The sequence below is a fragment of the uncultured Gilvimarinus sp. genome (assembly GCF_963972205.1).
Classification (GTDB): domain Bacteria; phylum Pseudomonadota; class Gammaproteobacteria; order Pseudomonadales; family Cellvibrionaceae; genus Gilvimarinus; species Gilvimarinus japonicus.
In genome coordinates, this window is the sequence record NZ_CAXAUC010000008.1 from 141,546 (window position 1) to 167,689 (window position 26,144).

At 52.6% G+C, this 26,144-nt stretch carries 18 protein-coding genes; 4 read left to right on the forward strand and 14 right to left on the reverse strand.

What is annotated here, in order from left to right:
* Positions 1-15: 15 nt before the first annotated feature.
* The 7 genes from AACY82_RS13140 to cueR form a co-directional block, all read right to left on the reverse strand.
* The gene (locus AACY82_RS13140; RefSeq protein WP_339617282.1) at positions 16-972 is read right to left on the reverse strand and encodes a DUF4380 domain-containing protein; all 957 of its coding nucleotides are present in this window, start codon (positions 970-972) and stop codon (positions 16-18) included.
* 328 nt (positions 973-1,300) lie between these two features.
* Complete coding sequence (trxA, locus tag AACY82_RS13145) at positions 1,301-2,149, reverse strand: thioredoxin (RefSeq protein WP_339617284.1); 849 nt, start codon at positions 2,147-2,149, stop codon at positions 1,301-1,303.
* A gap of 28 nt (positions 2,150-2,177) precedes the next feature.
* Positions 2,178-2,714: a YaeQ family protein gene (locus AACY82_RS13150; protein WP_339617285.1), complete on the reverse strand. Its 537-nt coding sequence runs from the start codon at positions 2,712-2,714 to the stop codon at positions 2,178-2,180.
* Positions 2,715-2,717: 3 nt separating this feature from the next.
* The gene (lysS, locus tag AACY82_RS13155; RefSeq protein WP_339617287.1) at positions 2,718-4,208 is read right to left on the reverse strand and encodes a lysine--tRNA ligase; all 1,491 of its coding nucleotides are present in this window, start codon (positions 4,206-4,208) and stop codon (positions 2,718-2,720) included.
* Between the two features lie 31 nt (positions 4,209-4,239).
* Positions 4,240-5,335 (reverse strand): peptide chain release factor 2 gene (gene prfB, locus AACY82_RS13160; protein WP_339617288.1). Its coding sequence is split into 2 segments (ribosomal slippage): positions 4,240-5,262 and positions 5,264-5,335, totalling 1,095 coding nucleotides; the frame shifts between segments, so codons are not numbered across the junction.
* Positions 5,336-5,417: 82 nt separating this feature from the next.
* Positions 5,418-6,509 carry a permease gene (locus tag AACY82_RS13165; protein WP_339617289.1) on the reverse strand — a complete coding sequence of 364 codons (1,092 nt, stop codon included), beginning with the start codon at positions 6,507-6,509 and terminating at the stop codon, positions 5,418-5,420.
* Entirely contained in the window at positions 6,502-6,930 is a 429-nt protein-coding gene (gene cueR / locus AACY82_RS13170) for a Cu(I)-responsive transcriptional regulator (protein WP_339617290.1), read from the reverse strand. The genes AACY82_RS13165 and cueR overlap by 8 nt, the downstream gene beginning before the upstream one ends.
* Positions 6,931-7,188: 258 nt before the next feature.
* Between cueR and AACY82_RS13175 the strand changes: the two genes are divergently transcribed.
* Positions 7,189-7,440 (forward strand): 4-diphosphocytidyl-2C-methyl-D-erythritol kinase, encoded by a 252-nt coding sequence (locus AACY82_RS13175; RefSeq protein ID WP_339617292.1) that lies wholly within the window; start codon positions 7,189-7,191, stop codon positions 7,438-7,440.
* A gap of 46 nt (positions 7,441-7,486) precedes the next feature.
* On the opposite strand, the gene AACY82_RS13180 is transcribed toward AACY82_RS13175, so the two are convergent.
* Positions 7,487-7,753 (reverse strand): DUF4404 family protein, encoded by a 267-nt coding sequence (locus AACY82_RS13180; protein ID WP_339617293.1) that lies wholly within the window; start codon positions 7,751-7,753, stop codon positions 7,487-7,489.
* Between the two features lie 208 nt (positions 7,754-7,961).
* On the opposite strand from AACY82_RS13180, the gene AACY82_RS13185 reads away from it, so the two are divergent.
* The 3 genes from AACY82_RS13185 (at position 7,962) to AACY82_RS13195 (ending at position 10,913) form a co-directional block, all read left to right on the forward strand.
* A complete protein-coding gene (locus tag AACY82_RS13185; protein ID WP_339617295.1) occupies positions 7,962-8,378 on the forward strand; it encodes a GtrA family protein in 417 nt (138 codons plus the stop codon).
* Between the two features lie 4 nt (positions 8,379-8,382).
* The gene (locus tag AACY82_RS13190; protein WP_339617297.1) at positions 8,383-9,348 is read left to right on the forward strand and encodes a glycosyltransferase family 2 protein; all 966 of its coding nucleotides are present in this window, start codon (positions 8,383-8,385) and stop codon (positions 9,346-9,348) included.
* Between the two features lie 140 nt (positions 9,349-9,488).
* Complete coding sequence (locus AACY82_RS13195; protein WP_339617298.1) at positions 9,489-10,913, forward strand: DUF4013 domain-containing protein; 1,425 nt, start codon at positions 9,489-9,491, stop codon at positions 10,911-10,913.
* 20 nt (positions 10,914-10,933) lie between these two features.
* Here AACY82_RS13195 and AACY82_RS13200 read toward each other — a convergent pair whose 3' ends face one another.
* The 6 genes from AACY82_RS13200 to AACY82_RS13225 form a co-directional block, all read right to left on the reverse strand.
* Complete coding sequence (locus AACY82_RS13200) at positions 10,934-12,313, reverse strand: rhomboid family intramembrane serine protease (RefSeq protein WP_339617300.1); 1,380 nt, start codon at positions 12,311-12,313, stop codon at positions 10,934-10,936.
* 59 nt (positions 12,314-12,372) lie between these two features.
* Positions 12,373-18,933 (reverse strand): tandem-95 repeat protein, encoded by a 6,561-nt coding sequence (locus AACY82_RS13205; protein ID WP_339617301.1) that lies wholly within the window; start codon positions 18,931-18,933, stop codon positions 12,373-12,375.
* A 228-nt stretch (positions 18,934-19,161) separates the two neighbouring features.
* Complete coding sequence (locus AACY82_RS13210; RefSeq protein WP_339617302.1) at positions 19,162-19,743, reverse strand: tail fiber protein; 582 nt, start codon at positions 19,741-19,743, stop codon at positions 19,162-19,164.
* A gap of 1,006 nt (positions 19,744-20,749) precedes the next feature.
* Positions 20,750-22,549 (reverse strand): hypothetical protein, encoded by a 1,800-nt coding sequence (locus AACY82_RS13215; protein WP_339617303.1) that lies wholly within the window; start codon positions 22,547-22,549, stop codon positions 20,750-20,752.
* Positions 22,550-22,954: 405 nt separating this feature from the next.
* Positions 22,955-25,429 carry an FtsX-like permease family protein gene (locus tag AACY82_RS13220; protein ID WP_339617304.1) on the reverse strand — a complete coding sequence of 825 codons (2,475 nt, stop codon included), beginning with the start codon at positions 25,427-25,429 and terminating at the stop codon, positions 22,955-22,957.
* Positions 25,423-26,118 carry an ABC transporter ATP-binding protein gene (locus AACY82_RS13225; RefSeq protein WP_339617305.1) on the reverse strand — a complete coding sequence of 232 codons (696 nt, stop codon included), beginning with the start codon at positions 26,116-26,118 and terminating at the stop codon, positions 25,423-25,425. The genes AACY82_RS13220 and AACY82_RS13225 overlap by 7 nt, the downstream gene beginning before the upstream one ends.
* Positions 26,119-26,144: the final 26 nt, after the last annotated feature.

Genomic DNA, 26,144 nt, shown 5'->3' on the forward strand with positions numbered 1-26,144 from the left:
TATCGATCAATAAACTTATAACGTCCGGGCCCGGCCGGCCAAGGTGCGAGCGCGCTTAATTAAGGTGGTTCGGTCAGTATTGGGGGCGGCGCGATCGCACACCCACACCACGTGCCAGGCCAACGCTTGCCCCGGCATTAAGGTGGTTAAAAAGCCTTGCTGTTCCAGCTCGATATAAGTGTTTTCACCGTTGGCGTAGACTTCAATCTCCCCCTCGCCCGGCGCCATTAACTGTGACGGCACATCATCAAACACTTTAACCAGCAACCAGTCGCTATTGTGATACGCCAACCACCCCTCTTCACCATCGGTCATCAATTTGTGGTTATCGGGCCCAATGCCGTTTGCCGGGTAATCAAACCAACTAATGTTGTCTACGGCGGTTAACGGTAAAGATGCAAACTGCCCCTTTACCGGTTCCGTCTCACCGGTGGGAAAAAACACCGCGCCAGCGGCCGGCAAACGAGTAATCTCCCAAGGCGCCAAAGTAACCGCTTGATCGGCGTGATTGGTAATGCGGTAAGTGGCCACCAAGGTATTGGCAATATCCCCTAAGCGGTAGTGTTTGGTAAAAGAAACCCTAAGCTCGGGATCTATCTCACTGCTTAAACGCACACCGGTCTCGGTCACCGACACCTGATAGGGTTTAGAGTCGAGCGTCGCAGGCGGTGGCCAGCCCCACGATTGCTGTGGACTGGGCCAAAGCACGCTGCCCCAATTATTGCCTTTTGCCTCGCGCTGGGTAATAAGCCGCTCTTTTCCGGCAAAACGCAATGAGCTAATACGCCCACCAGCGGCCGGGTTAATATTGAGCGTCAGGTCGCCCCGGCGAAACTTAATGCTGTTAGGGCTAAGCGTTACGTAATCGGGGGGTGTAACGGCCTGCCCCGCGGAGGGCGATGTAGCCGAACTCGGCGCCGGACCACAACCGACAATCATAATTACGACGATGATAAGCGGACACAGGCGCATGGTGCTTCCTTTATCGTTAAGTTCTCAGACGTTAAATCAGTTTTTAACATGGCATGAAGATACTGGCCAATAAACACGATACACTTCATGCCCAGCCATCTACGCAGTAGCCCCCCTGCGCCCGGCCAAGTGCAGGTTTATTTTAAGGGGTTAGCAAATAGGACATTTGCGCAAGTATCGTCAGGGCGAGGCGTCTAGGTGCGTTTTTCGTCGCATTACAAAATGGGCCGCGCTCGCCCGGCGGCTGAAGGCAAACAAACAACCGCACAACTGTAAATCGTTTGACCACCGCATTTTGGCAGTAAAATTTTATCCCGATAAAATGCCTTTAATACAACAAGGTAAACAGCTTACGCTGATACTCCACCGCCAGCGGGTCGCCTTTGCCTAAAGTGGCAAGAATATCGGTGATAGCTTTGCGCGCGGCGCCATCGTTAAAGCTGCGATCGCGTTTAAAAATATCGAGCAATAACTCTAACGCTTGGCGGTGTTGGCCCTCAGCGTTAAGTTGCACGGCGTAGGCATAGGCGGTGTTTAGATCGTCGGGGTTTTGTTCGTGTTGCTCAGCTAATTTTTCCAGCTCGGGCGAGCCAGCCGATTGTTTTTTCAGCTCAAGCATGGCCGTCGCTTGCTGATAGATATCGTCCTGCTCGGCGAGCTTAACATTTGCTAATAAAGCCTCGGCCTCTTCTAAACGATTTAGCTCGGCGTAACATAGCGCCGTCAGCGAGGCGATTTGCGGCAACTGGTTTGACTCCTCTAACGCTTGACGCAACAGTGGTAGCGCTTCTTTGTAGCTTGCCTCATCGAGGTAAGCGCGCGCTTGGCCCAGGGTGGCCTCCCAAGCTTTAGGCAAATACTTATCCAACATCTCGCGTATCTGGCTTTCGGATTGCGCGCCAGCAAAACCATCGACCGGTTGCCCATCTTTAATCAACATAACCGTAGGCACGCTGCGCACACCAAACTGCGAGGCGAGCATCTGCTGATTGTCGGCATTGATTTTGGCCAGCACTAGGTCGCCTGGGTACTCGCTGGCAAGTTTTTCCAGTAGTGGCACCAGTGTTTTACAGGGCTCGCTCCACTCGGCCCAAAAATCGACCATAACCAGTGTGTTAAACGAGGCATCAATCACCTGTTGCTGAGCGTTTTCTGCGGTAACGTTTACGATATTCATAGTCGGTTTTTTACTTACGTTTAAATAATTAAGACAACTCGCTAAGCGGCGTCACATTAACCGAGTGTTGGTCGCTGCTGATAAAAGCACTGCCCTCAGAAATACACACCGACAGTGTCATATTTTTGGCCGCGAGAGCTACCAACTCGGTGATTTCGCTCTCGGTTAAGTGTCGTACCGTTAAGTGCTGAAACTTAGCAAACTCGGCGGCATTGGCTTGCCACCACTGATCGCGACCACGGCCACTGGTGAATATTTGCTGCGCGCCCGAGCGCGAGCGGCCTTTTTTAACGCGATCGAGGCTCGGCTGACCCACCTCGATCCACTGGTGAATCACCCCGGCGGGGTCAACTTCCCACAAATCGGGTTCGTCGTCAGTCGAGAGGCCTTTGCCAAACGTTAAATCGTCCGAAGCGTTAAAACAGTAGGCCAACAAGCGGATCATCATGCGCTCTTCAGTCTCGGACGGATGGCGCGCCAGAGTCAATTTAGTATCAAGGTAAACATGTCGGTCGGTATCCGACAGATTTAAATTGACTTTATACACACTGGCGCCTAGTGCCATAACCTACTCCGGACGCATGTGCGGGAACAACAACACATCGCGAATAGTGGAGGCGTTAGCAAACAACATCACAAGGCGATCGATACCAATACCCTGCCCTGCGGTAGGCGGCAAGCCATATTCCAAGGCGCGAATATAATCAGCATCATAGTGCATGGCCTCTATGTCGCCAGCGTCTTTTTCAGCCACTTGCGCCTTGAAGCGCTCCGCTTGGTCTTCGGCGTCGTTTAGCTCGCTAAAGCCATTGGCAACTTCGCGGCCACCAATAAAAAATTCAAACCGTTCGGTGACAAACTCGTCATCGTCCAAGCGCCGCGCCAGGGGCGATACCTCGGTGGGGTACTCAGTGATAAACGTTGGCTGATCCAGCAGATGCTCGACGGTTGCTTCAAAGATTTCGATTTGCACTTTGCCCAAACCATAGCTGTCTTTGAGTGGCACCTTGAGCTGTTTAGCCACGGCGCGAGCCGACTCCAAGTCGCTGATATCGGCAGCGGTTAAATCTGGGTTGTACTTCAAGATCGAGTCAAACACGCTCATACGCGCAAAAGGCTTGGCAAAATCGTACTCGCTGTCTTGGTATACAACGGTGGTGCTGCCCATTAAGGTTTGGCACAGCTTACGCAGCATATCTTCCGTCAAGTTCATCAGATCATGGTAATCGGCGTAGGCCTGATAAAACTCCAGCATGGTGAATTCGGGGTTGTGCCGGGTCGAGACACCTTCGTTGCGGAAGTTGCGGTTGATCTCGTAAACCCGCTCAAAGCCGCCCACCACCAAACGCTTAAGGTACAGCTCGGGGGCGATGCGCAGATACATATCAATATCCAGCGCATTGTGATGAGTAACAAACGGTCGTGCGGTGGCCCCACCGGGGATCACTTGCAGCATCGGCGTTTCGACTTCCATAAAGTCTTTGCCGTCTAAGTAGTTGCGAATAAAGCTAATACACTTAGAGCGCAAACGGAAGGTGTCGCGCACCTCGGGATTCATAATTAAATCCACGTAACGCTGGCGATAGCGCGTCTCTTGGTCAGCCAAGCCGTGGTATTTTTCCGGCAACGGGCGCAATGATTTCGTCAGTAGCGTCCACTCGGTTAAATTCACGTACAAATCACCTTTACCCGATTTATGTATCGGGCCGGTGCCGCCGACAATATCGCCAACATCCCACTGGCCATCGCTGGCTTTAATAGCTTTTTGTACGTCTTTATGGGCGTAAAACTGAATCGAACCCACGGCGTCTTGAATCAACATAAAGGGGCCGCGCTTAGCCATAATACGGCCGGCAACGGTGACCTGATGGTCCAGCTCTTCTAGCTCTTCTTTGCCCTTGTCGCCAAATGCTGCCTGTAAATCGACACTGTTGTCGGTACGGCGAAACTTATTAGGAAACGGATTGCCGCGCTCGCGAATGGCGGCGAGTTTAGCGCGGCGCTCGGTAATCAGCTTGTTTTCGTCCTGACTGTTTGCTTGGGTGTTTTCGTTGCTCATAGGGGCACCATCAATAAAGGTGTAAATTCGATTAAAGTCCGGCCTTAAGGCTCGCCTCAATAAATTGATCCAGCGATCCGTCCAACACACTTTGACAGTTGCTGGTTTGCACGCTGGTGCGCAAGTCTTTAATGCGCTGATCATCCAACACATAAGAGCGAATTTGACTGCCCCAACCGATATCCGATTTGGTGTCTTCCAGCGCTTGTTTATCGGCGTTGCGTTTTTGCATCTCTAGCTCGTACAACTTAGCACGCAGCATCTTCCAGGCTTTATCGCGGTTGGCGTGTTGCGAGCGCTCGCTTTGGCACTGCACGACCACATTAGTTGGCTCGTGGGTTAAACGCACCGCCGAGTCGGTCTTGTTAATGTGCTGACCACCGGCGCCCGAAGCGCGGTAGGTGTCGGTGCGAACATCGGAGGGGTTAATATCGATTTCGATATCGTCGTCGATCTCGGGCGAGACAAACACCGAACAGAACGACGTGTGGCGACGGTTGCCAGAGTCGAACGGGGATTTGCGCACGAGACGGTGTACACCTGTCTCGGTGCGTAACCAGCCAAAAGCGTATTCTCCCTCAAAGCGGATGGTGGCGCTTTTAATGCCCGCCACATCGCCGGCCGAGGCCTCTTCTAAGGTCACTTTAAAGCCCTTGGCCTCGCCCCAGCGCAGGTACATGCGCAGCACCATCTCGGCCCAATCTTGCGCCTCAGTGCCGCCCGAGCCAGACTGAATATCCAAGTACGCGCTGTTTTCGTCCATCTCACCCGAGAACATACGGCGAAACTCAAGCTTTTGCAGCTGCTGATCGAGCGCCTCGATCTCCTCGATCACCTCGTTCAGGCTGTCCTCGTCGTCCTCTTCCTTGGCCATGCTCAACAGCTCTTCACCGTCGGCGACACCCGCATCCAAGTCGTCGATGGTTTTTACCACGGCCTCAAGGGATGAGCGCTCTTTACCCAGCGCTTGGGCCCGTTCGGGCTCGTTCCAAACGTCTGGCTCGCCAAGCTCTAGCTCGACTTCGGTTAAGCGCTCTTTTTTGGTGTCGTAGTCAAAGATACCCCCTAAGCACGTCGGTACGCGCTTTAAGGTCTTTTAATGCGGTGAGATGCGGATTAATTTCCATGGATAAATACTGCCTAATATTGCTGTCTAAAAGGCGCGCATTCTACCCTAAAAACCCCGCGCGCACTATCGCCGGGACGAATCTAGGCTCCGCCCCAGAGGTTCATAATCACCGCCACCAGCAACACTTGCGGCAGTACCACCAGGGGTAAAAACAACGCGGTTTTCCACGATTTCATGGTGTCTTTGATCACCATAATTTCGGTGTAATCGGTAGCCACCCCGGCCATCAAAAACATAAAACTGTTGCCCGGTGCGCGAGCGCGGTTCATTAGATCGGCGGCGATGGGGGTTGAGCCCTCAGAGCACACCTCAATAATCGTGGCCGCTACCATGGTTAGCAGCAGACCAACAATAGATGGGCCAAACCACTGCTGAAACATATCCACCGAGACAAACGCCCTTATGGCCGCGGCCAAAAGCACACCAAACAGCAACCAGCGCACCACCATACGCGAGCCTTTTACGCCCTCAAGCAGTACCCTGCCCCAAGCGCTGGGGTGCCAGTTAATACTGCGTCCTAAGTCGCGTAACTGTGACTTAAGCGGCGCGCTAGGCTCGTTGCCCTGAGCTTGCTCTGCCGGGTTTTCATCTAAGCGCCGGCGTTTTACTAAAGCGTCAAACACCAGCCCGGCAATTACGCCAATCACCATGGATACGGCAATAAACAGCAATGTCCAACTGGGGCCGATCAAAGCAAACATAATGATAGTGAGCGATAGCGAGTTCCAGGGGCTGGCGATTAAAAAGGCCATCACCTGCCCAAGACTCGCGCCTTTTTGGTAGAGCTTCATGCCCACCATCAAGATACCGTGACTGCATAAATCGAGCAGTACGCCCGCTGCCGTAGCCCGTACAATACCGGTGACGGTACCACCGCGCCCCAACAGCGAGACAACCAGCTGCTGCGGCACATAGTGCAGCAACCCGACAAATAAAATACCAAACAACACCCCCCACCACATGGTATTTAACAGCTCAAAGACACCGTGGCTAAAGTGCTCAAACCACTGTGGGCCGGCAAAGCCCAGGGCATAGGCGCCATAAAACAGCACGCACAACACCAGCGACCCCCACAGTAAGTAATCGATTTTGCGCTTGGATGCGCCGGCGCAATGATCGCCCGTGTTTTGCTCATCGTTTTTCGGTGTTTCTGGTCCGCAGCAGCTACTCATGGGAATCCTCCAGCAGGGTGAAAGTCATCGGGCGCTCGCTCTCGCTCAAATCACTTAAAATCGCGCATTGCGGTTTTTCATCACCGGTACAGCGGTGGGCCAACTCCTCTAGGGTGTTGCGCATCCGGGTGAGATTATCGAGTTGCTTATCCAGCTGAGCAATTTTGTGCTGTACCGCGCGCTTTACATCTTTACTGTGGCGCTTCTGGTCGTCAAACAACGCTAACAACTCGGCGCACTCTTGCAGTGAAAAGCCAACACTGCGGGCGCGCGACAACAGTGTCAGACGCCGAATACAGGCGCGGTCATAATGGCGGTAACCATTCGCCTGGCGCTGCGCTTGCAACAGCCCCTGGGATTCGTAATAACGAATCGATTTAGTCGAAAGCCCGGTAGCCTCAGCGGCTTGCCCAATATTCATGTAACACCTCCGCGCATGCCATTAAGCGATTAACCACACCTTAAACCTTACCCCAAGGTTAAGGTCAACCAGAATTTTCCTTATCAATTTGCGATTGACTCGTCAGAATTGTCTAAAAAATGTGTATAGACTGCCCAACTTAACGTCAAGGCAGACAAGAACTTAACTTAACCCACAACAATAAAATCATTTATTTTCAGCATGTTAAGAAACACTCTTGACAACAAACGTGAAACATTGACAATGAACGGTGAGATAATGATTGAGAGCTGGGAAGAATCGATGGAATATTTGGATACATCACACCCAGAGTGGGCGAGAATGTGGGACGAGCTGGCGTACTACCCCATGAACGACGGCGACCACCTGTGTATCAACGGCAGCGACTGCTGGGAATACATGGGCTCTAGTGCCGACCACCACCACTTGCGTCACGCCAACCACCCGGCGACTAACAGTGCCGAATATTTCTATATTGAGCGCCCCCGGGCGGCCGTCGGCTGGGCGTAAACCTACTTTGCGAGCGGTGCCGCTTAGCACCGCCCCGCTATTAGCCTTAAACCCCCATATTTTTCAGAGCATTTACAATTTGCCCCAGTACCGCCGAAACTTGCGGATGCTCTTCTTCATACTCACCCAACATAGCCTCTAATGTCTCTATCGGGCGAGGATCTGCCACATCATCGCTACCGCGCGCGTGAGTGTGCCGATCCAGCTCACTCATCAAGCGCTTTTGCGCATCACTTTCACGATCGTCGGCAAATAATTCATGCAATCGGCCAATAAGCTGGTCGAGCTGCTGGCCCGGTTCTGGTTGCGCCATACATCACCTCTTAGCAAAAAATAGTACACCACACCTGCGTCTAACAGCAGGGTATGGTATAAACTGACCCCTAATATAACTGCCACAGACAGAGCGCGTCCAGAAACGCTTTACCAGAATAAGACGCAATAATACAAAAACGTACTGATGGCACAATGAGTCTGACCATAAACCCAAGCCTTGCCTGCACAGTTTAGGAGACGTTTAGGTGGAAACACCTATAAACATACAAACCACGCCCCGCAGAATACGACAGTTGCTAAACTCACAGTTTGGGCGCTTTGCGATGGTTGGTGCAGCGGCTACCGGATTCCAGTACCTGTTACTGATCCTGCTAGCTGAGTTGACCCCGCTTAACACCGTTGCCTGCTCAGCACTGGCGTTTACGATATCGGCACTTTTTAACTATCTGGCCAATTATTACCTAACGTTTCAATCCGACAAGTGCCACCTTGAAACATTAAGTCGGTTTACAGTTACCGCAATCATCGGTTTGTGCATTAATACCTTGGTGTTTTATTGCGCCGAACTGGTTATGCCGCACTATTTGCTGTCGCAATGCGTGGCGACAGTCATTACGTTAATAAGCAACTTTTTGCTGCACAAATACTGGATTTATAAATAGCCTTATGTCTGACAAAACCCTTGCCATAGTCGCGCCTTGTTATAACGAGCAAGAAATGCTGCCCACCAGTATTCCCGTGCTGCTGCAAACGCTGGATACACTTATTAACGCCGACAAAGTCAGCCCAGCCTCGCGACTGTACTTTGTCGATGACGGCAGCCGCGACAATACCTGGCAACAATTGGCTGATGCCAGCAAAGCCCACCCAGGGCGAATTGTGGCGATCCGTCTGTCTCGCAACAAAGGCCATCAAAATGCGCTATTGGCTGGGCTTGCCAGCACCTCTGAGGATATGGTGGTCAGTATCGACGCCGACTTGCAAGACGACCCGGTTAACATCGAAAAAATGGTCGATGCCTATCACAACGGCAGCGAAGTTGTTTACGGCGTGCGCGCCGCACGGGACACAGACACAAAATTTAAACGTCTGACCGCCGAAGGTTATTACCACGTCATGAAAAAGCTCGGCGTCGACTTAGTGTTTAACCACGCCGACTTTCGCTTAATGAGCCGCCGCGCACTAAACGCATTGCTGGAATACCCCGAGAGCCAGCTATTTTTGCGGGGCATGGTACGCGAAGTGGGGTTTGCATCCTCTGTGGTTGAGTACGACCGGCAAAGCCGCGCCGCCGGCGAAAGCAAATACCCGCTGCGCAAAATGTTATCGCTGGCTTGGCACGGTATTTCAAGCTTTTCTACCGCACCGCTGCGGGCTATTACTTTACTCGGCATTACCGCCAGCGCGCTGTCGTTGATGACGTTGCTCTGGGTGCTCGCCACCCGCTTACTAACCGATAACGCCATCCCTGGCTGGACGTCTATTCTTTTGCCACTGTTGTTTATCGGCAGCGTACAACTACTGAGCCTTGGGGTCATTGGCGAGTACTTGGCAAAACTTTATACCGAAATAAAAAAACGCCCGCGCTACCATATCAGTGAGCGACTATCGAACCAGGCGGACGAGCACTAAACAGCAGCAGTAACAACGTCATTATGGCAGCCTTTCGGCCATAACGATGCAGCGCAACGTAACAGATATAGTTAGTAACAGCCAACGCGGTGGCCACGCACCTATCAGCGCCCCCGTTGCGCCCACATGGAGTGTTAGTAATGGCAAAACTGGAATGTCAGTTCTTTCCCGAAACCCCTGCCCTATGGCGCTGCCCCCGGTGCAGCACACTATACGGGGAACGCTGCATTCCAGCCGGTCACAGCACACACTGGGGTCGCCATGATCCGGCGTGCATCCGCTGCACCCACTCTCTGACTTACTTAGGCAACGCCACCGATGCCAAACCATTTTGGCAACAACTGCCCCACTTTTTTGCCTACCCGCTACAATCGCAAACCCTGCTGGTGCTTGGGCTGTTGACGCTGCTCAACACTTTTATCAATGACGGTTTAATCGGTTTAGTCGCCGGCTTATTCAGTCTAGCGGTTTTGATAAAATATGGTTTCGCCATCATCAATGAGCGCGGCCAAGGTAAGTGCACAGCCCCCACGCTTGGCCAAGTTCTTACCGGCGATTCTGAGCATTTATTTTTGCGACAAATGGTTTTAATCATTGCCATGGGTGCTGCGATAACCTTTGCCAGCGGCATTGCCCCAAGCTTTGGTTTACTCGTGATGGGGTTTTTAACACTCGCCATGCCGGCCAGCATTATGGTTCTGGCAGTCGAAAAGTCGGTACGTCGCGCACTCAATCCAATGGCGTTGATCTCATTAATGCTGACCATCGGCTGGCCCTATTTACTGCTTTGGCTCTGCTCGCAAGCTATTACCATTGGACCATATATTCTGGCCGACTTTATTGTAGGCAATAACGCCGACCGTGCGCCGCCGGGCATGCCCACCTTAATGTTCATTAATTTTTTAATATCTTATTTCAGCATCATGCTTTACACCATGCTCGGCTATGTATTGTTTGAATACCAACACGAACTGGGCTACCGCACAGATATAGAAGATGACCAAGCGCTAAGCGAAACGGATTTTATCAAAGCCCGCGCCTTGGGCGAGGTAGCGGTACTCATCAGCGATCAAAAATATAATGATGCGCGCCAAAGCTTACGCCGCGCCCTCGACGCAGTGCACGATGACCTTGAGTTACACAATCGCTACCACAAACTGCTTATGTTGCTCGACGATAACACAGCCTTGGCCAATCACGCCGACTATTTAGTGGAGTTACATATGGCTCAGCACCAAACCGCGCGGGCAGTCGGCGTCGTGTTGGACGTGCAGACCCGGCTTGCGAGTTTTAAGCTTGGCAAAAGCAGTACCGCTCTGGCCCTGGCGCAATTAATGGTAGAGCAAGGTTACTACCGCAATGGGATTCGGTTGCTGCACAATTTTCACGCCCAGTACCCCAACGATCGGCATTTACCCGCCGCATATCTATTGGCCGCTACAACATTGATAGAGCACTTGGGCGATGACAAAACCGGCCGCAATATCGCTCGCTACACGCTAAAAAAGCACCCCAACTGCAAAGAGCATATCGCGCTAGAGAAACTACTTAACATAAGTGTTTAATGGCCTGCCGCGTCATGTATTCAAGCTAGCGTCTGCGTTTTAGTCTGAGCACTATTAACAAGCTCAATCAAGGGTTCGGTTAGCCGCACTTCTTTTTGTTGTGCCCACGCAGCGTAGGTAGTGGCCTGCTTTTTCTGATTGAGCTGCAAAAACCGTTGCGCCAATGCCAGGCAAAGTTTGCCGGTCAATGCTGGCGCTTTAGGCGCTAAGATGCGGTACTGCGTTACCATCTCATCAACCGTTGTTGCCCAGCTCATATCGACACGGGGCAATTGCACAAACTGTTTAAGTGCGGCGAACGTCACCTCGTGAAATACCCGCTCCGAGGGTTGATTTTTGTAGAGGTTAAACTGCAAGTGCCAGGGCCGTGGATCATTACCATAGTGCTCGCACAACACCCGCACCCGCGAGCGCGCTCGGTTAAAATCAAGATTGGCCGCCAGGGCCTGCACTTGCAAAAGCTGCTGCTCCAAACGTGCCCCCTGATCCGCCTGCTGCTCTTTTTTGGCAAACTCGCGCCGACTCACCGGCAGCGCCAACATCACGGCAAAACCCGCCAGTAGGCCACCAATGTGAGCCCAGTAGGCAGTGTTAGAGTCGACAAAAAAGTGGCCGTATAGCTCTTTGGCAATCCACACCGGAAACACCCACAGTGCCGGCGCGACAAACTCGCCAAAATAAAACAGCGCACTGTAAAAAAAACGAATTTTACGCAGCCGATACAGCGCCAAATACATGCCCATTAAACCCGATATCGCCCCCGACGCACCGACCAACGGCACCAGTGAGTCAGGGCTAATCGCAATAAACAAAGCATCGGCGGCAATCCCGCTAAGCAGGTATCCCGCCAGGTAGCGAACGGTCCCAAGAGCACGCTCCAGGGTAAAGCCAAACAAAAATAAAAACACCATATTGCCCAGCAAGTGCCCCCAGCCACCATGCAAAAACATACTGAAAATAAACGTGAATGGTCGTGCTTGAGCGGGAATCAAACCCGCCTGTAGGCTGCTGATGCGGTCGCGCTGCTGCTCAAAGGTGCGGCGCCCATCGCGCCACTGATTAAGGTTTGGAATACGCGAGCTTTGGTCGACCCACACCTCGCGTAGGTAGTGGTCAAATTGCAAATCAAACATGGCGTGAGTTAAAGGCGAGCCATTGCGATGCTGGGCATCCCAGTGAGCTACGTCCTCGGGGTGATAAGCTTGCAGGTAATCGCGGTAATAAGGGCGCTCGATATCATCGAGCTGGTGGCTGTGGTACGTGTCGGCGGCCAACGCTAACTTGGCGTCGTCATTACCTTGATAAAACAAAAAAACAAACACATTGAGCGCGATTAACACCAAGGTAATAAGCGGTGGACGCGACCAATCGGGCTTGTCCTGAATCGGAATAATTAACATACCAACGTCCCTGTCAGCTTGCCGGCCATCCTGACCGGCAAGTGTATTAGGCTATTACATTAAGGCTCCTCGCGGCGCGTTAAGCGCTGCAGTCGCCGACGTGAGGTCAGCGCCGCGGCCAACAGTAGCAGAATACCCCAAGGGCCGGTTGCACCGCCACCACCGCCGCCATGGCTACCACCGTTGTCTGGTGACGGCGGCGGGTTAGGCGTTTCACCGTCGCCATCACCCTCTCCGTTGCCATCGCCGTTACCCGTGTCGGATACCGGTTTAGCCACACCGCCCGGATCGAGAATCGCGCCATTGGCAACGCCGTCGGCGTCATTCGGGCCACCATCTTCCAGAGTGAGCTGAACACACCAATGGCCTTCGGTTAACCCGCTTTGCCACTCGGTGCTGCCCGGTGGCGGGCAGTAACCCTCTGCGCCAGCGCTGGAGTAAAGCGCGTTGTTGGCATCCTCGATAAAGCTCATCCACTCGCCCGCTTGCCATTTGCGATACACCGCCTCGGCAGGGATCGCCTCAGTCAGCGGTACCACCACTTGGGCCCGAGTACCGTTTTGCAGCAACTCGACCGCCTCAAAGTCAACGTAGCCGCCCACGTTAACGTACTCATCATCGGCGGGAAGCTCGTCTTCGCCTAAGCGCGCGCCATCGGCCCCGGCAAGCACGGCTTCACCACCAAGCAAACAACGCACACCCGGCTCACACTCGACCAAGTAACGGTTATTGTGCGCTAAGCTGGTAATCATAATGTTGCTGGCGCGATGAGCGTCGACATAGTCGGGCAAGCCGTCACCATCGGTATCGGCATAGCCTTCTTGTGCATCACTCACGCCATCACCGTCTTGATCCGTATCGGCAGCAAGTGTGGGCAACGAGTTAACCACAACAAAGGGTAGGCTTTTGTCGGTAACCGCGCCCGAGCCATCGGTAACACTCAGCGCCACTCGGTAGAGCCCAGCGGGTAGCAAATCAGCGCTAAAGCTGAGAGTTTCGCCGGCGCCAGCGAATGCGTCGTCAAGCTCGGCAATACCCGACCAGCTGAGCTGATACGCCTCACCTTCCGGATCATGGATCATGGCGGTGAGTTGCACCTCGCCGCCATCGCGCGCCAACAGCGAGCGGGGCTCGTCAGCTTGGCTGAGCTGCAAACTCACCATAGCCGGAACATTGCTCTCGGTAATAGTAAGCTGATGCTCGGCTTTAACACCGGGGTTAAAGGCGTACAGGCTGTCGGCCGGCTCACCCATACGATGGTCGAGCCGGATAATCAGTGTCTCGTCCGATTCGGTGTCAGCATCGGGGGCAATCATTAGCTCAACCGGGGCTTCAAGTTCACCCTCGTTAAACGTCACTTGGTTACCGGTCAAGCTGTAGTCATCGCTGCTAGCGGTACTGTCGCTGTCGATCACATAAGGTACGCTCAGCGGGTACTCTGGGGCAGGGCCATTTAACAGCACCCGGAAGCTCGCCACACTGCCCTCAGCGACGGTTTGATCACGGCTCATAGACACCAGTGGCGCAATGTCGACTTGTTGCGACTCGCGTACGGTGTTGCCCGCGCGGTCTTCGGCCCACCACTCAACGGTGTGACGTCCCGGCGCGAGGTAGAGCGTGCCGTTCTCCATGTCTTGCACCGAGATACTGCAACACTCAGCGTCGATGCGGTCGTGGGCCAACGCTTTCAGGGCGCTGTCCAGTTCCGCGTCGCTGGCGTTCTCGGCTAGGCCTAACAACTGCCGCAGGCTAATCGGCGTATACAAAGCACTGGCGCTAACGCTAACGGCTGTGGGCGGCGTTAGCATCGGCGGCATTAAGTCAAGATAATCATTGATGTCGCTGGCGTCGGTATCATCGACGCCCTCTTGGTAATCGCTGACACCGTCGCCATCACTGTCCACCGCACGGGTGACCTCAACCGAGAACGGTGCCAAGGCAACACTCTCGCGGCCGTCACTGACGGTGATGACGATATCCTCGTAGCGACCCACTTGGGCGTCACCGGCAATACCACTAAGCACACCGGTGTTGGCGTCCAGCACTAACCAGTCTGGCGCGCCCGAGGTGCTAAAGCTCAGGGGGTCGCCATCGCTGTCGGCCACAGTGGGAGCAAAGCGATACAGCTGGCCCACAGTAATGGTAGCCACTGGGGTGCCACTAATGGTGGGTACTTCGTTGGCATTGGGGTCGATCACCTCAATGCTAAACGCAGGCAGCGAGGCGCTGCTGCTGCCATCGCTGACCGACAGATTAATACCGCTGAAAGTACCCACTTGAGTGGGGGTTCCGCTCAAACGCCCGGTGCTGGTATTGAGGTTGAGCCAAGAGGGTTTACCCGTGATCGAGAAGCTTAAGGTATCGCCATCGACATCATTGACAGTCGGGACAAAACTGTAGTTGCTTCCCAGCTGAGCCGAAGCCGCCGCGCTACCACTGATGCTCGGTGCGTCGTTGACCGGGTTGACGGTGATGCTAACGGTAGCCATACCTGAGGCGTCCCCTGCGTCGTCCATCACGGTGTAACCAAAAGTGTCGGTACCGTTAAAGTCGGCACTGGGCGTGTAGGTGACAGTACCGTCGCCGTGGTTATCCACGCTGCCGTTACTGGCGGCGCTGGCAATCACGACGGTGGTAAGGTCAACCGTACCATCAATGTCGCTGTCGTTATCCAGCAGCGAGATCAACACGGAACTGTCTTCATCGGTTACGGCGCTGTCATCGCCCGCCGCAGGTAGGTCGTTGACGCTATCGATGGTTAAGGTCACCGTGGCGGTATTGGACCACTCACCTAAATCATCCATCACTCGGTAGCTAAAGCTGTCGCTGCCAAAGTAGTTCTCGCTCGGGGTGTAGGTCACCATTCCGGTGCCGGTATTGACGCTGGTGGCACCGTTCGTCGGTGCGCTCACCACCTCGACGCTGGCCACATTCAGGGCGCCATCAATGTCACTGTCGTTACCCAACACATTAATATTATGCGGGGTGTCTTCCAGTAACGCGGTAACGGTATCGTTGGCGGCCACAGGCGCGTCATTGATGCTATTAACGGTGACGCTGACAGTCGCCTCGTTAGAGGTACCGCCAAGATTGTCATCCACTTGATAAGTAAAACTATCGGAGCCGTTAAAATCGGCGTCGGGGGTGTAGGTGATGGCCCCGGTGGTACTGTTAACAACCGCTGTGCCGTTAGCACCATTGTTTACAATCGCCACTGTGGTGACATCGAGAGTGCCATCAATATCGCTGTCGTTTGCCAGCACATCAACCTCGACAGAGTCGTCTTCATCGACACTAGCGGGGTCGGCGACGGCAACGGGCACGTCGTTCACACCAATAACGCTAACCGTTACCGTCGCCGCGTTAGACACCGCGCCGCTGCTGTCTTCGATGGTATAGGTAAAGCTATCCGAGCCCGCGTAATCAGCATCCGGGGTGTAATCGATCAAACCATTATTGACCACCGCCGTACCGTTAGTAGGTGCGGTCCCAAGAGCCAAGGTGGTAGTGTCAGGGCTATCGCCCGCGTCCACATCAGTATCGTTGGCCGCCACATTGATGCTAACCAACGTGTCTTCATTGGTGGCAATCACATCATTCGCCGCAACCGGGGCATCGTTAATCGGGTTAACCGTAATGGTTACCGTGGCAAGGTTAGACGCCTCCCCCCACACGTCTTCAACGGTGTAGGTGAAACTGTCTGAGCCTTCAAAGTCAGCATTAGGGGTATAAGTAATCACCCCGGTGCCGGTATTAATACTGGTACTACCGTTGGCCGGTGCGGTTCCGATCATGACACTGGCAAGGTTAAGGCCACTGTCGCTGTCAGTATCGTTACTCAATACCGAGATCGCAACATCAGTATCCTCATTGGTCGAGGTAGTATCGTTGCCGGCCACCGGTGCGCTATTGGCAACGGTAAAGTTCAGCGTGGTTTTATCGCTGATGCCGGCATAGGGGTTGCCACCGGCATCAGTAAAGGCAGCCGCGCCTATTTGTACATAGTAGCTTTTGGTGGGGGCTAAATTGCTGGGTAGCTCAACCGTCGCGGTAGTGCTTGCCACACTTACGGCAGCGTTATTAGCGGCGAGACTGGCGACGGTGGAATCGTCAGAGGCGTCGAACACCGTAATAGCGTTGGCGCCACTGGTGCCGGCCACAATGGCTTCCGAGAAAGTAAACACCAAGTCGTCATCGTGACCGAAGTTTGTGGAGTCATCGGCCGGTTGGCTGGAAGTTAAAGACGGGGCAGCCGTATCAATCACGATATTTTTATTAGCACCTAACGAGCCCGCGGCCCCAGGCGCGGCCAAGGTTAAAGTGGCGGCGTTGCCGGCGGCGTCATTAACGGTACCGCCGTTTAAGGCAAACGCTGAGGTGCTAACGTAATCCAAATCCGTCGCGGCATCGCCTGCCTGCACGGTGTAATTAAACAACAGGGTGTTGCCGCCCGAGCCACTAACGTAATTCACCACACGATCGGTAGCACCAGTTTCTAGGGTAATGGTCGGTATGCCGGTAACGGTGACCGCTTCAGTAAAGTTTACCGACAAGGTGATGACATTGCCGACTTTATAAGAGCCATCGGCGCTAGTGGCGGTGACGCTCGACACCGTGGGAGCGAGCGTATCGACGGTATGGGCACTGCCACTGGTAAAGGCGGCAACATAACCATTATTGCCATTGCCGTTACCACTGGCGTCTACAATATTGGTGCCACTTTTAAGGTCTAACCGCAGGCTGCCTTCGCCACTGATGGTATTTACGGTAACCGTCACCGAGCTGCCACTCGCGGCCGATACGCTGGCAATGTTGCCGCTCGCGGTGCCAGTAGCAATAAGCGTGAAGTCATCCGTGCTAATATTACTGGCCACCTTATCAAAGCTCACGCTGTAACTAACCGAGCTGGCATTCGTCGCTGGCGAACCACTCGGCGTAATACTGCTGACACTCGGGGGGACATTATCCACGGCGGTTAATTGTGCGCTATTAGTTGCGGTTAACGCACCAGACGTTGCCTGCAGATTAAACGTCTCGGGGCCTACCCCACTTAAGGTGTAATTGATTTGCAGGCTGCTAAACGTAGCCGCCCCTGAAGTCGGCGTTAATGTCACTGTAGAGGCGTTGCCATCTGTATCGCCAGTTCCTATAAGGGTAATATTACCAGCCCCATTTGTCTCTGCCAGAGTAATGCCTGTACTGTAACCGGTATCCAAGTCTCCATTGGCGTCCACCGCACGCACCACAGGCACCGTGGTAAAGTTAGTCGCACTGCCAGCTGGTATAGTCAAAGGGGCAGGCTCCTCAGAAAAAACTAACCGCGTGGCCACAACATCAATGAAAAGGAAGTTAGAATTTACTTGGGATAAACTGAGGCCTCCAGCCGCATCGGTAAATTCAAAAATAATACCTTGGCCGTCATTAGGTGTTGTGGCCGTTAAGTTAGTATAGGTGGCTACGCCGGCCGAAGCGGTAACACCCGCGTCACTGTAAACCGGCCCCGGGTTAATGCCGGTATAAACGGCGGTGACAACCTCGTTGTAGTCCACATCAATATTGCCAAAGGCGTCTTCTGCATAAATAACCGGCTGGGTGGTAAGGGGAATCCCCGAAATAGGGCTTGAAGGTGGTGTCTGTATACTGAGCTTAGTGGCATCCACATCCCACGTACCACCGGCGCCGTTAGTCACAGGGGTGGTAGTTCCCATTTGTGTACCGGCGCTGCCAACGGTTACGTCGGTATCGCCATCGACGCTAAGCACAAACGTGCGGTCTTCAACCAAACCTGTGTTGTCGTTGTAGTAGGCGTTAATGGTGTAGGTTTCACTGGCGCCATGAGCAACCGATATTGGCAAGCCCGCGAAGGTAATCGTATCGCTACCGGGATTATAAGTACCGGTCACATCGGTGGCGTCGTTACCGTTTAAGCGCCAGGTTACCTTAGCGCGCTCGGCATCGGTTGAGGTGCCACTAACATTCACTCTAATTTCACTCACGGTCATGGCTAAGCCATCACCGCCATTGCCATCGGTTAAGGTAAAGTCAAATACATCAACCGCTTCGCCAACGGTGTCCACGGTAGAATTTAGACCTACTGGCTCAGTTACCCCTGCCGCCGCCGTTAACGTACCATCGCTATTAGCCGCTGCCGTGTCTCCAACGAACGAGTCAAGATTGATGCTGACCATGTCGGTCGATGAGACACGAACTTCATCAACGACGATACCACCAAAGCTAAGAGTTGCTTGAGTGCCAGTAGCTACCGTTTGAGCACTACCGACCAAAGCATTGTCGAGATAACCGCCAACGGTCATAAGCTCTGCAGCTGTATTATTTATAAAGAGACTGGTAAAGGTGAAGTCGGCCGCATCGGTACGAGCGATCGTAAACAGCTCCGTAGTACCTAAGTTAGCACTTCCCGACTGCAAATTAATTGAGGCGCTATTACCCTCCCCGTATTGATTTTGCCATACCATATCCCCGCCATCACCTTGAGCGGTAAAGGTATACGTAAACGAGACACCAGCCAATGAGCGGGAAAAACTTGTAGTGAGGCCAGAATCTGTATCAAAGCTGTCGTTAAAGGCAGCAGCCCAAGTGTTCTGGGTTGACAGGGTCATTATCGCCAAAAAGAGTAATTTCCCGAACAGCCTCCAGATATAAGTTACTAGATTTTTGGAAGAGTTGGTTTTTATAACTTCGATTGGCAACATGATTTTTCCCCGTAACCGTTACGCGTAATTTTGAGTTAATTTAAATAAATTGCGCAGAGCATAAACCCGCGCGCCTGAATCCGGAAAATCCGGATTCAGGCCTCGCTTTTTTCTAACCTAAAGGCAAGTAAAGCATCAACTTCTCGACGGAAATATCCCTTCTAGGGCGATAATAAAATTGCTGCCCAAAAAAGGATTACGAATCGGTAAAGGTTGGCCGCCCCCTGCGTTATCAGTTTGGCCTGTAACATGCGCATCAAACGGTCTTAACGTGACATCCGCCGCATCGGTACTGTAAATAGCGCCGGCACGATTGTTCGCGGTAACAGGGCCTAAAATACTGCTAACAGTAGGCGCATCCGAAACATTGGTGCTCGAGGTTACACCCGGAATGGCAACCGCGGCCTTAAGCTGCGATGCGGTATGTGTATGCGTCGCCATATGCACTGAGGTAATCGTTACCTGCTCGACACCTCCAGCTTCACCTTGCCTGATCGCCGACAAGCCCGGGCCGCGCCCTTTACCCACCGGGCTGCGGCTCTGGTAATCGGGAAGGCCAAACGTGGTGCGACCATCGCCGCCGTATGTGGTGCCGAGCAATGAAAATAGTGCAGTATTAGAGGAAACAGGTAGTAATGTACCATCACAAAACGCCCAACCACGCGGCGCGTAATCAAAACCTACCATGCGGATCTCACCTAAAAATGGTTCACTCATATTGTTCTCCCTAACTCACGTTGTTTAGATATCGGTTTAACGGAAAGATATTATTGTTTTTTAAGTCAGCCTTGCTGATTTTCCACGCGCGAGCATAGAGTCATTGTTTAAACTATAACCGTGGCATCGGCCACAACGGACATTACTTTAGCTTGTTATAGCACAAACAAATAAACGCTAACCCATGCTCCACATATGCACCTATTTGGCGGCGATGAGTTCACCACCGGCCCAGCCTCAACAAAACAGCCCCTAAAAACAGCGCTGGCCAAGAGCAATGAGTAGGCAATATAGTATATTGCGGCCTCGTTACCGTAATCCAACACAGCTTGCACTGTGCCCTAAATTGAAAAACAACGGAATTACAGACGATTACGCAGCCAGCCAGTAGGGAAAAGGGGGAGCGGAAGATAAACCGTTATTTACCCATGACATGCCCTGTCATCTTTGACTATAAAAAACCTAACCTGCCCAGCAAGCTAATCGCATTAATTATAATACTTATTGGCGGGTTTCAGCTGAAATTCACTTTAAACCAATTTAAAGGCACTAACATAAGATGAAAAAAGCCTGATCATCTTAAAACTTTAATTGCCCTCAAAGAGCGTAGCACCCAGCTCTAAAGGTTATGATTTTCTAATTAAAGAATAACCCAATAAAAATCCATTGCCAACAATAAATAGGCGCTGCATTCACTAAGACACAAAAGGATTTCGTGCCTTACAAGCATGCAGAGCTACACCCTAGGCCCGACGACCACGCTCGACCGGATTTTTACAATATTCATATAGCTGACTTGATGCCTTGCATTACCAATGCGCTAGCGCAAAGTGCCGCATATTAACCATTCTCATAAAACCACTTACGCGCTCTTTTCTTAGGCGCCATAACCTCCATCGCCATATGCATTCAGTACTGCACTTATACTGCTATTAATAGGCCGTATAAATAGCGCGCAGCATGTAAAAATACTATTTGTATGCTGCACGCCAGACTCAAAAGTGAATTACTGCTCTTTGGTTGGGTTCGCTTTTTGCTTTATTACGTCCACGGTTGCTCTTGGTAATGGGGCCGTAAGCCCTAAAAAGACGTGGCTCACATTCAGTCCATTTGACGCATCTGGACTGTTATGGCAACCAAAGCACCCTTTAGCTTGTTGAAATGTTTCCATTGTCGTGTTGGCAAGGGTTTTTGAGCCAGTATTGTGGGCGTAGTCATCGCCGGTTGGTATGCCTCCGTTGTTCGTCCATACGGCGCCGCTAATAAAGTAGTTTTGTCGTGGGTCGCTCGACAGCCATTTTCCCACCTGTTTATTAACGTCGCGATTCAGCGCGATAAGCTGGGTATTTTGAGAGATAGCAAAATCATCGCTTTCGCTCTGTTTATTACCCCACGGATGTATACGAGTGACATTGGTCGGCTTAATTTTCGAAGTACTTTCACTACTGACAATATCGCTCGGTTTTTGGCAACCCTTTGGCATTGGTGTATTCGTGCAACCTACAGCTTGCTCTTTAACGTCTGTAACCAATGAACCGTCTGAAAAAGTCCATTTAGCGTTAGGCTGCGGGCTTGACACTTTCTTGACAACAGGTTTTTGACTCTCAGAATCCTTCTTATTTGTGTAATAATAATACGTTCCGTTAGGCGCATTATGTTTGTGCTCGATAGTCGCCCATATACTTTCGGGATGGCCTTTGACTGTGCCCACGATATGCATCCCTACCAGCGCCAACTCTTTAACTTCTGAGGTAGTCTGCGCCCAACGGGTATCGTCCGACCGATCGTAAACCGGTACATTTAGATTCTGACGGATATAGTCCTCTTTAGAGCAAGCTGCGTTCTCATCGTGGCAAACTGTGCTCGCATCTACCCAAGAGGTTTTTACCTCTACGGCCATAGAAAGAAAATCAACAGCGGGCTCCAGCTGAGGAATCGTGAGCGCGCTAGTAGCGGCAACGTTAGAGGGGCCTGCATCTGCGCTTTCTTCTGGCGATTGAGCTAAATCAGCACCACTACAATAAAGATCATAAAGCGTTTTGGGGACGAGGCCGTCGTCCGCGTAACCATTGTGCATCGCATAATTTATGTTTCTACAGGCGTCTGTAGCTGTTGTTGGAAATTGCTTGGCAGGTTTCTTCCCGTCGGCTTTTTCCTCACGATAATCACTGTAAAAGTAGCCATAAAGTCTGTTAACGTGAATACCGTAGTAAGTCAGCGATTTGTCTTGTGAGAGCAACACACCGTTCCCCCCGGCTTGGCCGATGGACTCATCTCCCTTCGCGGTTCTGAGTTTGACTTTTAGGGTATCGCTTTTGGAACTTGCTTCTGAGCCCTGTGGTAAAAGCGCCGTTTGGTCCCCTGAGAGGCGATAGAAAAACTCACTATTAAAAACAAAGGGAAGCTCAGCGCTATAGTTAGGAGCCCCGCTCGGTTTTGTGCCATCATTAATCGTAGAGGTTAACCACAAGAACATCTGCGAGCCCCATTTGTAGAAATCACAATCAGTAGGCTGCGCGTGGCTGGCATCGGGACGATCCTTTGGAAAATATGGCCCGGCAGGCGGAAAGATATAGGGCATGCCGCTATCTTTATCGAACACAGGGCCGATAGCCGAGTTAGGCGCGAATGGCGGAAGGGTTAGGGTAACCCAGTTGCTAAATTCACTTGAAGTGAGGCTGCATAGCGACGTATCGACATCACTGGGAAAGTAGGTTTGGGCTTGTAATAAAGAGGAGCTTCCCGCTGTAAGTAAAAAAGTCGCAGAGATACCAATAAAGCGTTGACTGGCTTTTACTATAGTCATGAAGATCTTTTCCTTGTTTAAGAGTAGATTCCTTGCCTCGACGACTTAGGCTCACTCAGACCCGCACGTAAAGCAATTGGCTAACAGTACCCGAAAGCAAAAAACAAATGAATTACACGCCATTACAAAGGAGAGAGACGATTTAAATAAGACCGATGAAGTTCACGTGCCCTTTAAATTTAACCGAATAAACACAAAAAATCGGAAAATACTGTTCAGCCAATAATTAGGCAGTTGAAACAAAGCCAGAAAGAACAAAACCAACTTAAAGAATTATTGTTATAACGTTAAATAAACCGAATGGAGCTTAATCTACAGCCTTGGCCTAAAACCACCCTCTAAACAGAGGGTAGTCTCGATAAACCGGTATCGCCACAAAAATCAGCGACAAAACATAAAGGAGTCTTACTGAGCTTCGCGCAAAATAATCGCCGGCGGTGTGACCAGCGCCCGTCGGCAACTAAAAGCGCCCAGCGCGCCGACCAAGGCGGCACCGGCTAACGGCGAGATTAACCAATACCCGTAATGCGGCTGCACGGGCACCTCAAACACAAACACTTGTAGCCCCAGCAACAATACCTCGGAGGCGAGCACGGCGATGGTGCCAGCGGCCAAGCCAAGCAAACCAAACTCCACGAGTACCCCACCCAGCATTAAGCGGCGGCTGGCGCCCAAGGTGCGCAGCAAGCCCACCTCTTGTTTGCGCGCCTCAAGGCTGCCGCTTACGGCGGCCATTAGCACCAAACAACCCCCCAGTAAAACCATAATCAACACCATTTGTACGCCGTCACTCACTTGGGCGATGATGGTTTTAATCTGATTAATAATACGGTCTAACTCAATCACCACCACTGTCGGGTAATTTGTGAGTAAGGTATTAATAAAGCGTTTTTTATCGGGCGATAAATACACGCTGGTCATATACATGGGCGAGTAATCGTCCAGTGCGCCCGGCTCAAAGATAAAATAAAAGTTGGGCTGGAGTGACTCCCACTGCAACGAACGCAAGCTTGCCACTTGCGCCTCAGCTACGAGCCCGCCAATAGAAAAGGTTAATCGGTCGCCCAGTTCGATACCTAAACGCTCGGCCACCTCCACCTCGACCGAGACGCCGGGCAAATCCGCTGACGAGCGCTGCCAGGTGTCCCACCACTGCCCTGCCACCAGCTCGTTGTTCTCGGCCATGTTGGCGCTCCAAGTGAGCTGAGCCTCGCGGTTAAGCGCATCTTGCGACTTGGGCTCGCCGTCAATCTCGCTCAGCCGCCCCCGTACCATAGGGTAGAGCTGCTCGACCGCCAGTTGATTATCGGTAAGCAACTGCTTAAACACATCCACCTCGGACGGAGCGATATTCAGTAAAAAATGATTGGGCGCATTGTCGGGCACTTTTACTTGCCACTCATCAATGAGTGAGGTGCGCACTACCGTTAAAGTTAAAAGCAGCATCATGGCGGTGGCAAACACTACCACTTGCAACACACTAGCGGCACGCCGGCGCTGAATGCTGGCCCACGCCAAACGCCAATAACTACCGGCCTGAGAACCTAATTTACGCCCTCCGATCAGCAATCCGTAAGCCAGCGCCACGGCCAACAAGGCCACCACCGCGAGTGCGGCAATCACCGTTAACGCCAAAATAAGGTTGCGACTAAACACCGCAATTAAAACAACCAACACAGCACTGGCGGCCAACACTTGCCAGACAACCGCGCTGGTTTTTACCACTAACTCCGAGCGCAATACTTTTACCGGCGGCACCGTGGGCAAAAACCACAAAGCCGGCAAGGCAAAGCCCAACAGCGCTAACGGACCGCTGGCAAAGCTCAGTAAATAACTAGCAATACCGGCCGGAGCCATCGCCACTTGGTACAGGCGCACTACCGCCTCGGCAACCAGCGCTTGCAAAACACCGCCCAACAACAACCCGATTAACGAGGCCACAAGAGACAGCACCACTAGTTGAGCTATATACAAATAACGTATCTGTCCGCTTGACGAGCCTAAGCTTTTTAGCAACGCGACCGGTGCGATGTGCCGCTCGGCAAACTGCCGCGCCGCTAACGCAATAGCGACGCCCGCTAACAACACCCCCATAATAGCCGCCAACACCAAAAAGCGCCGCCCGGTTTGCAGCGTCCCCTGCAGGCGGCGTTGAGCATTTTCGATGTCCATCACCTCTTCGTGCTCGGACAGTTCGGGCTCAAGCCAATCCATAAAACCGCTCAGCTGCGCCGGGGCGGCAGCCAATAACCATTGGTACTCGACCCGGCTGCCGGGCTGAATCACCTGTGTACTGGCAAGATCGGCCCAGTTCATCATGACCCGCGCGCCCATCAAGCTAAACGGCCCACTGCCGTCGGGCTCATCAATAATCACGCGGGTGGCTTGCAGCGAGCGCTCGCCCACTTGCAACGTATCGCCTAGCTCAATGCCCAGCAGGGGTAGCAAACGCGAATCGACCCAAACCTCACCGGCGGCGGGCACACCAGTGGCGCGCTCAATATTGCGGCTGGCAAGAGCAAAGGCGGTACCGCTGACGTCGATGTAACCGCGCAGGGGGTAGTTCGGCTCAACCGCTTTAATCGAGGCCAAATGCATTTCATCACCAGCAAACACCATGGAGGCAAAATGTGCGACGCGGGTTTGCTGTATATCATCCGCTGTTGCCTGTGCCTGCCATGCAGGTTGCGGCAACTGGTTACTGGCGACAATTTTATCGGCCCCCAGCAGTGAATTGCTTTGCTCTAATAAAGTCGACTCCAAACGATCGGTAAAAATGGCGATGGTACTGACCACCGCCACCGATAACATAATAGCCGTTGCCAATAATTTAATTTCACCGGCGCGCCAATTGCGCCACAACAACCGCAGAGCTAACACGATGCCACCTCTGTATCGGCGGCATTCACCAGCTTGCCACCGGCCATTTGTATATGGCGTTGGCAGCGCTCGGCCAGGCGTTGCTCATGGGTAATTAACACCAAGGTGGTGCCCGCATCGGCGTTTAAACCAAACAGTAAATCGTTGATGGTTTGGCCGGTGGCACTGTCGAGGTTGCCGGTTGGTTCATCGGCAAATAAAATCTCAGGCTCGCAGGCAAAGGCCCGCGCGATCGCTACCCGCTGCTGCTCGCCGCCCGACAGTTGCGGTGGGTAATGCCCCAAGCGCTCCGCCAAACCAACCCGCTTAAGGTATTCACGAGCCGACGCCTCGGCGCCCTTTTGGCCGCGCAACTCTAATGGCAACATGACGTTTTCAAGCGCGGTTAGCCCCGGCAATAGCTGAAACGACTGAAACACAAAACCCACATGGCGCGCGCGCACGGCGGCGCGGCCCTCTTCATCCAGCGCCGGCAAATTATTACCCGCTAAGGTCACCACGCCGGCACTCGGCACATCTAAGCCGGCCAACAACCCCAGCAAAGTAGACTTGCCCGAGCCCGAGGCACCGGTAATGGCCAGCGACTCGCCGGGGGCTACCGCGAGGGAAATATCCTGTAAAATCGTCAACTCGCCGGCCGCCGTAGTCACGGTTTTGCTTAACCCTTGGGCGCTGATAATGTCTTGCATAGATTGTTCTCTTGGTAAGAATGAGT

What these genes read in the sequence shown, in the direction of transcription:
- AACY82_RS13205 (WP_339617301.1), bottom strand. Translation starts at nt 18,933, where the DNA reads ATGACCCTGTCAACCCAGAACACTTGGGCTGCTGCCTTTAACGACAGC.
- AACY82_RS13225 (WP_339617305.1), bottom strand. Translation starts at nt 26,118, where the DNA reads ATGCAAGACATTATCAGCGCCCAAGGGTTAAGCAAAACCGTGACTACG.
- AACY82_RS13210 (WP_339617302.1), bottom strand. Translation starts at nt 19,743, where the DNA reads ATGAGTGAACCATTTTTAGGTGAGATCCGCATGGTAGGTTTTGATTAC.
- lysS (WP_339617287.1), bottom strand. Translation starts at nt 4,208, where the DNA reads ATGAGCAACGAAAACACCCAAGCAAACAGTCAGGACGAAAACAAGCTG.
- trxA (WP_339617284.1), bottom strand. Translation starts at nt 2,149, where the DNA reads ATGAATATCGTAAACGTTACCGCAGAAAACGCTCAGCAACAGGTGATT.
- AACY82_RS13200 (WP_339617300.1), bottom strand. Translation starts at nt 12,313, where the DNA reads ATGTTAATTATTCCGATTCAGGACAAGCCCGATTGGTCGCGTCCACCG.
- AACY82_RS13215 (WP_339617303.1), bottom strand. Translation starts at nt 22,549, where the DNA reads ATGACTATAGTAAAAGCCAGTCAACGCTTTATTGGTATCTCTGCGACT.
- AACY82_RS13190 (WP_339617297.1), top strand. Translation starts at nt 8,383, where the DNA reads ATGTCTGACAAAACCCTTGCCATAGTCGCGCCTTGTTATAACGAGCAA.
- AACY82_RS13175 (WP_339617292.1), top strand. Translation starts at nt 7,189, where the DNA reads ATGATTGAGAGCTGGGAAGAATCGATGGAATATTTGGATACATCACAC.
- AACY82_RS13165 (WP_339617289.1), bottom strand. Translation starts at nt 6,509, where the DNA reads ATGAGTAGCTGCTGCGGACCAGAAACACCGAAAAACGATGAGCAAAAC.
- AACY82_RS13195 (WP_339617298.1), top strand. Translation starts at nt 9,489, where the DNA reads ATGGCAAAACTGGAATGTCAGTTCTTTCCCGAAACCCCTGCCCTATGG.
- AACY82_RS13140 (WP_339617282.1), bottom strand. Translation starts at nt 972, where the DNA reads ATGCGCCTGTGTCCGCTTATCATCGTCGTAATTATGATTGTCGGTTGT.
- cueR (WP_339617290.1), bottom strand. Translation starts at nt 6,930, where the DNA reads ATGAATATTGGGCAAGCCGCTGAGGCTACCGGGCTTTCGACTAAATCG.
- AACY82_RS13180 (WP_339617293.1), bottom strand. Translation starts at nt 7,753, where the DNA reads ATGGCGCAACCAGAACCGGGCCAGCAGCTCGACCAGCTTATTGGCCGA.
- AACY82_RS13150 (WP_339617285.1), bottom strand. Translation starts at nt 2,714, where the DNA reads ATGGCACTAGGCGCCAGTGTGTATAAAGTCAATTTAAATCTGTCGGAT.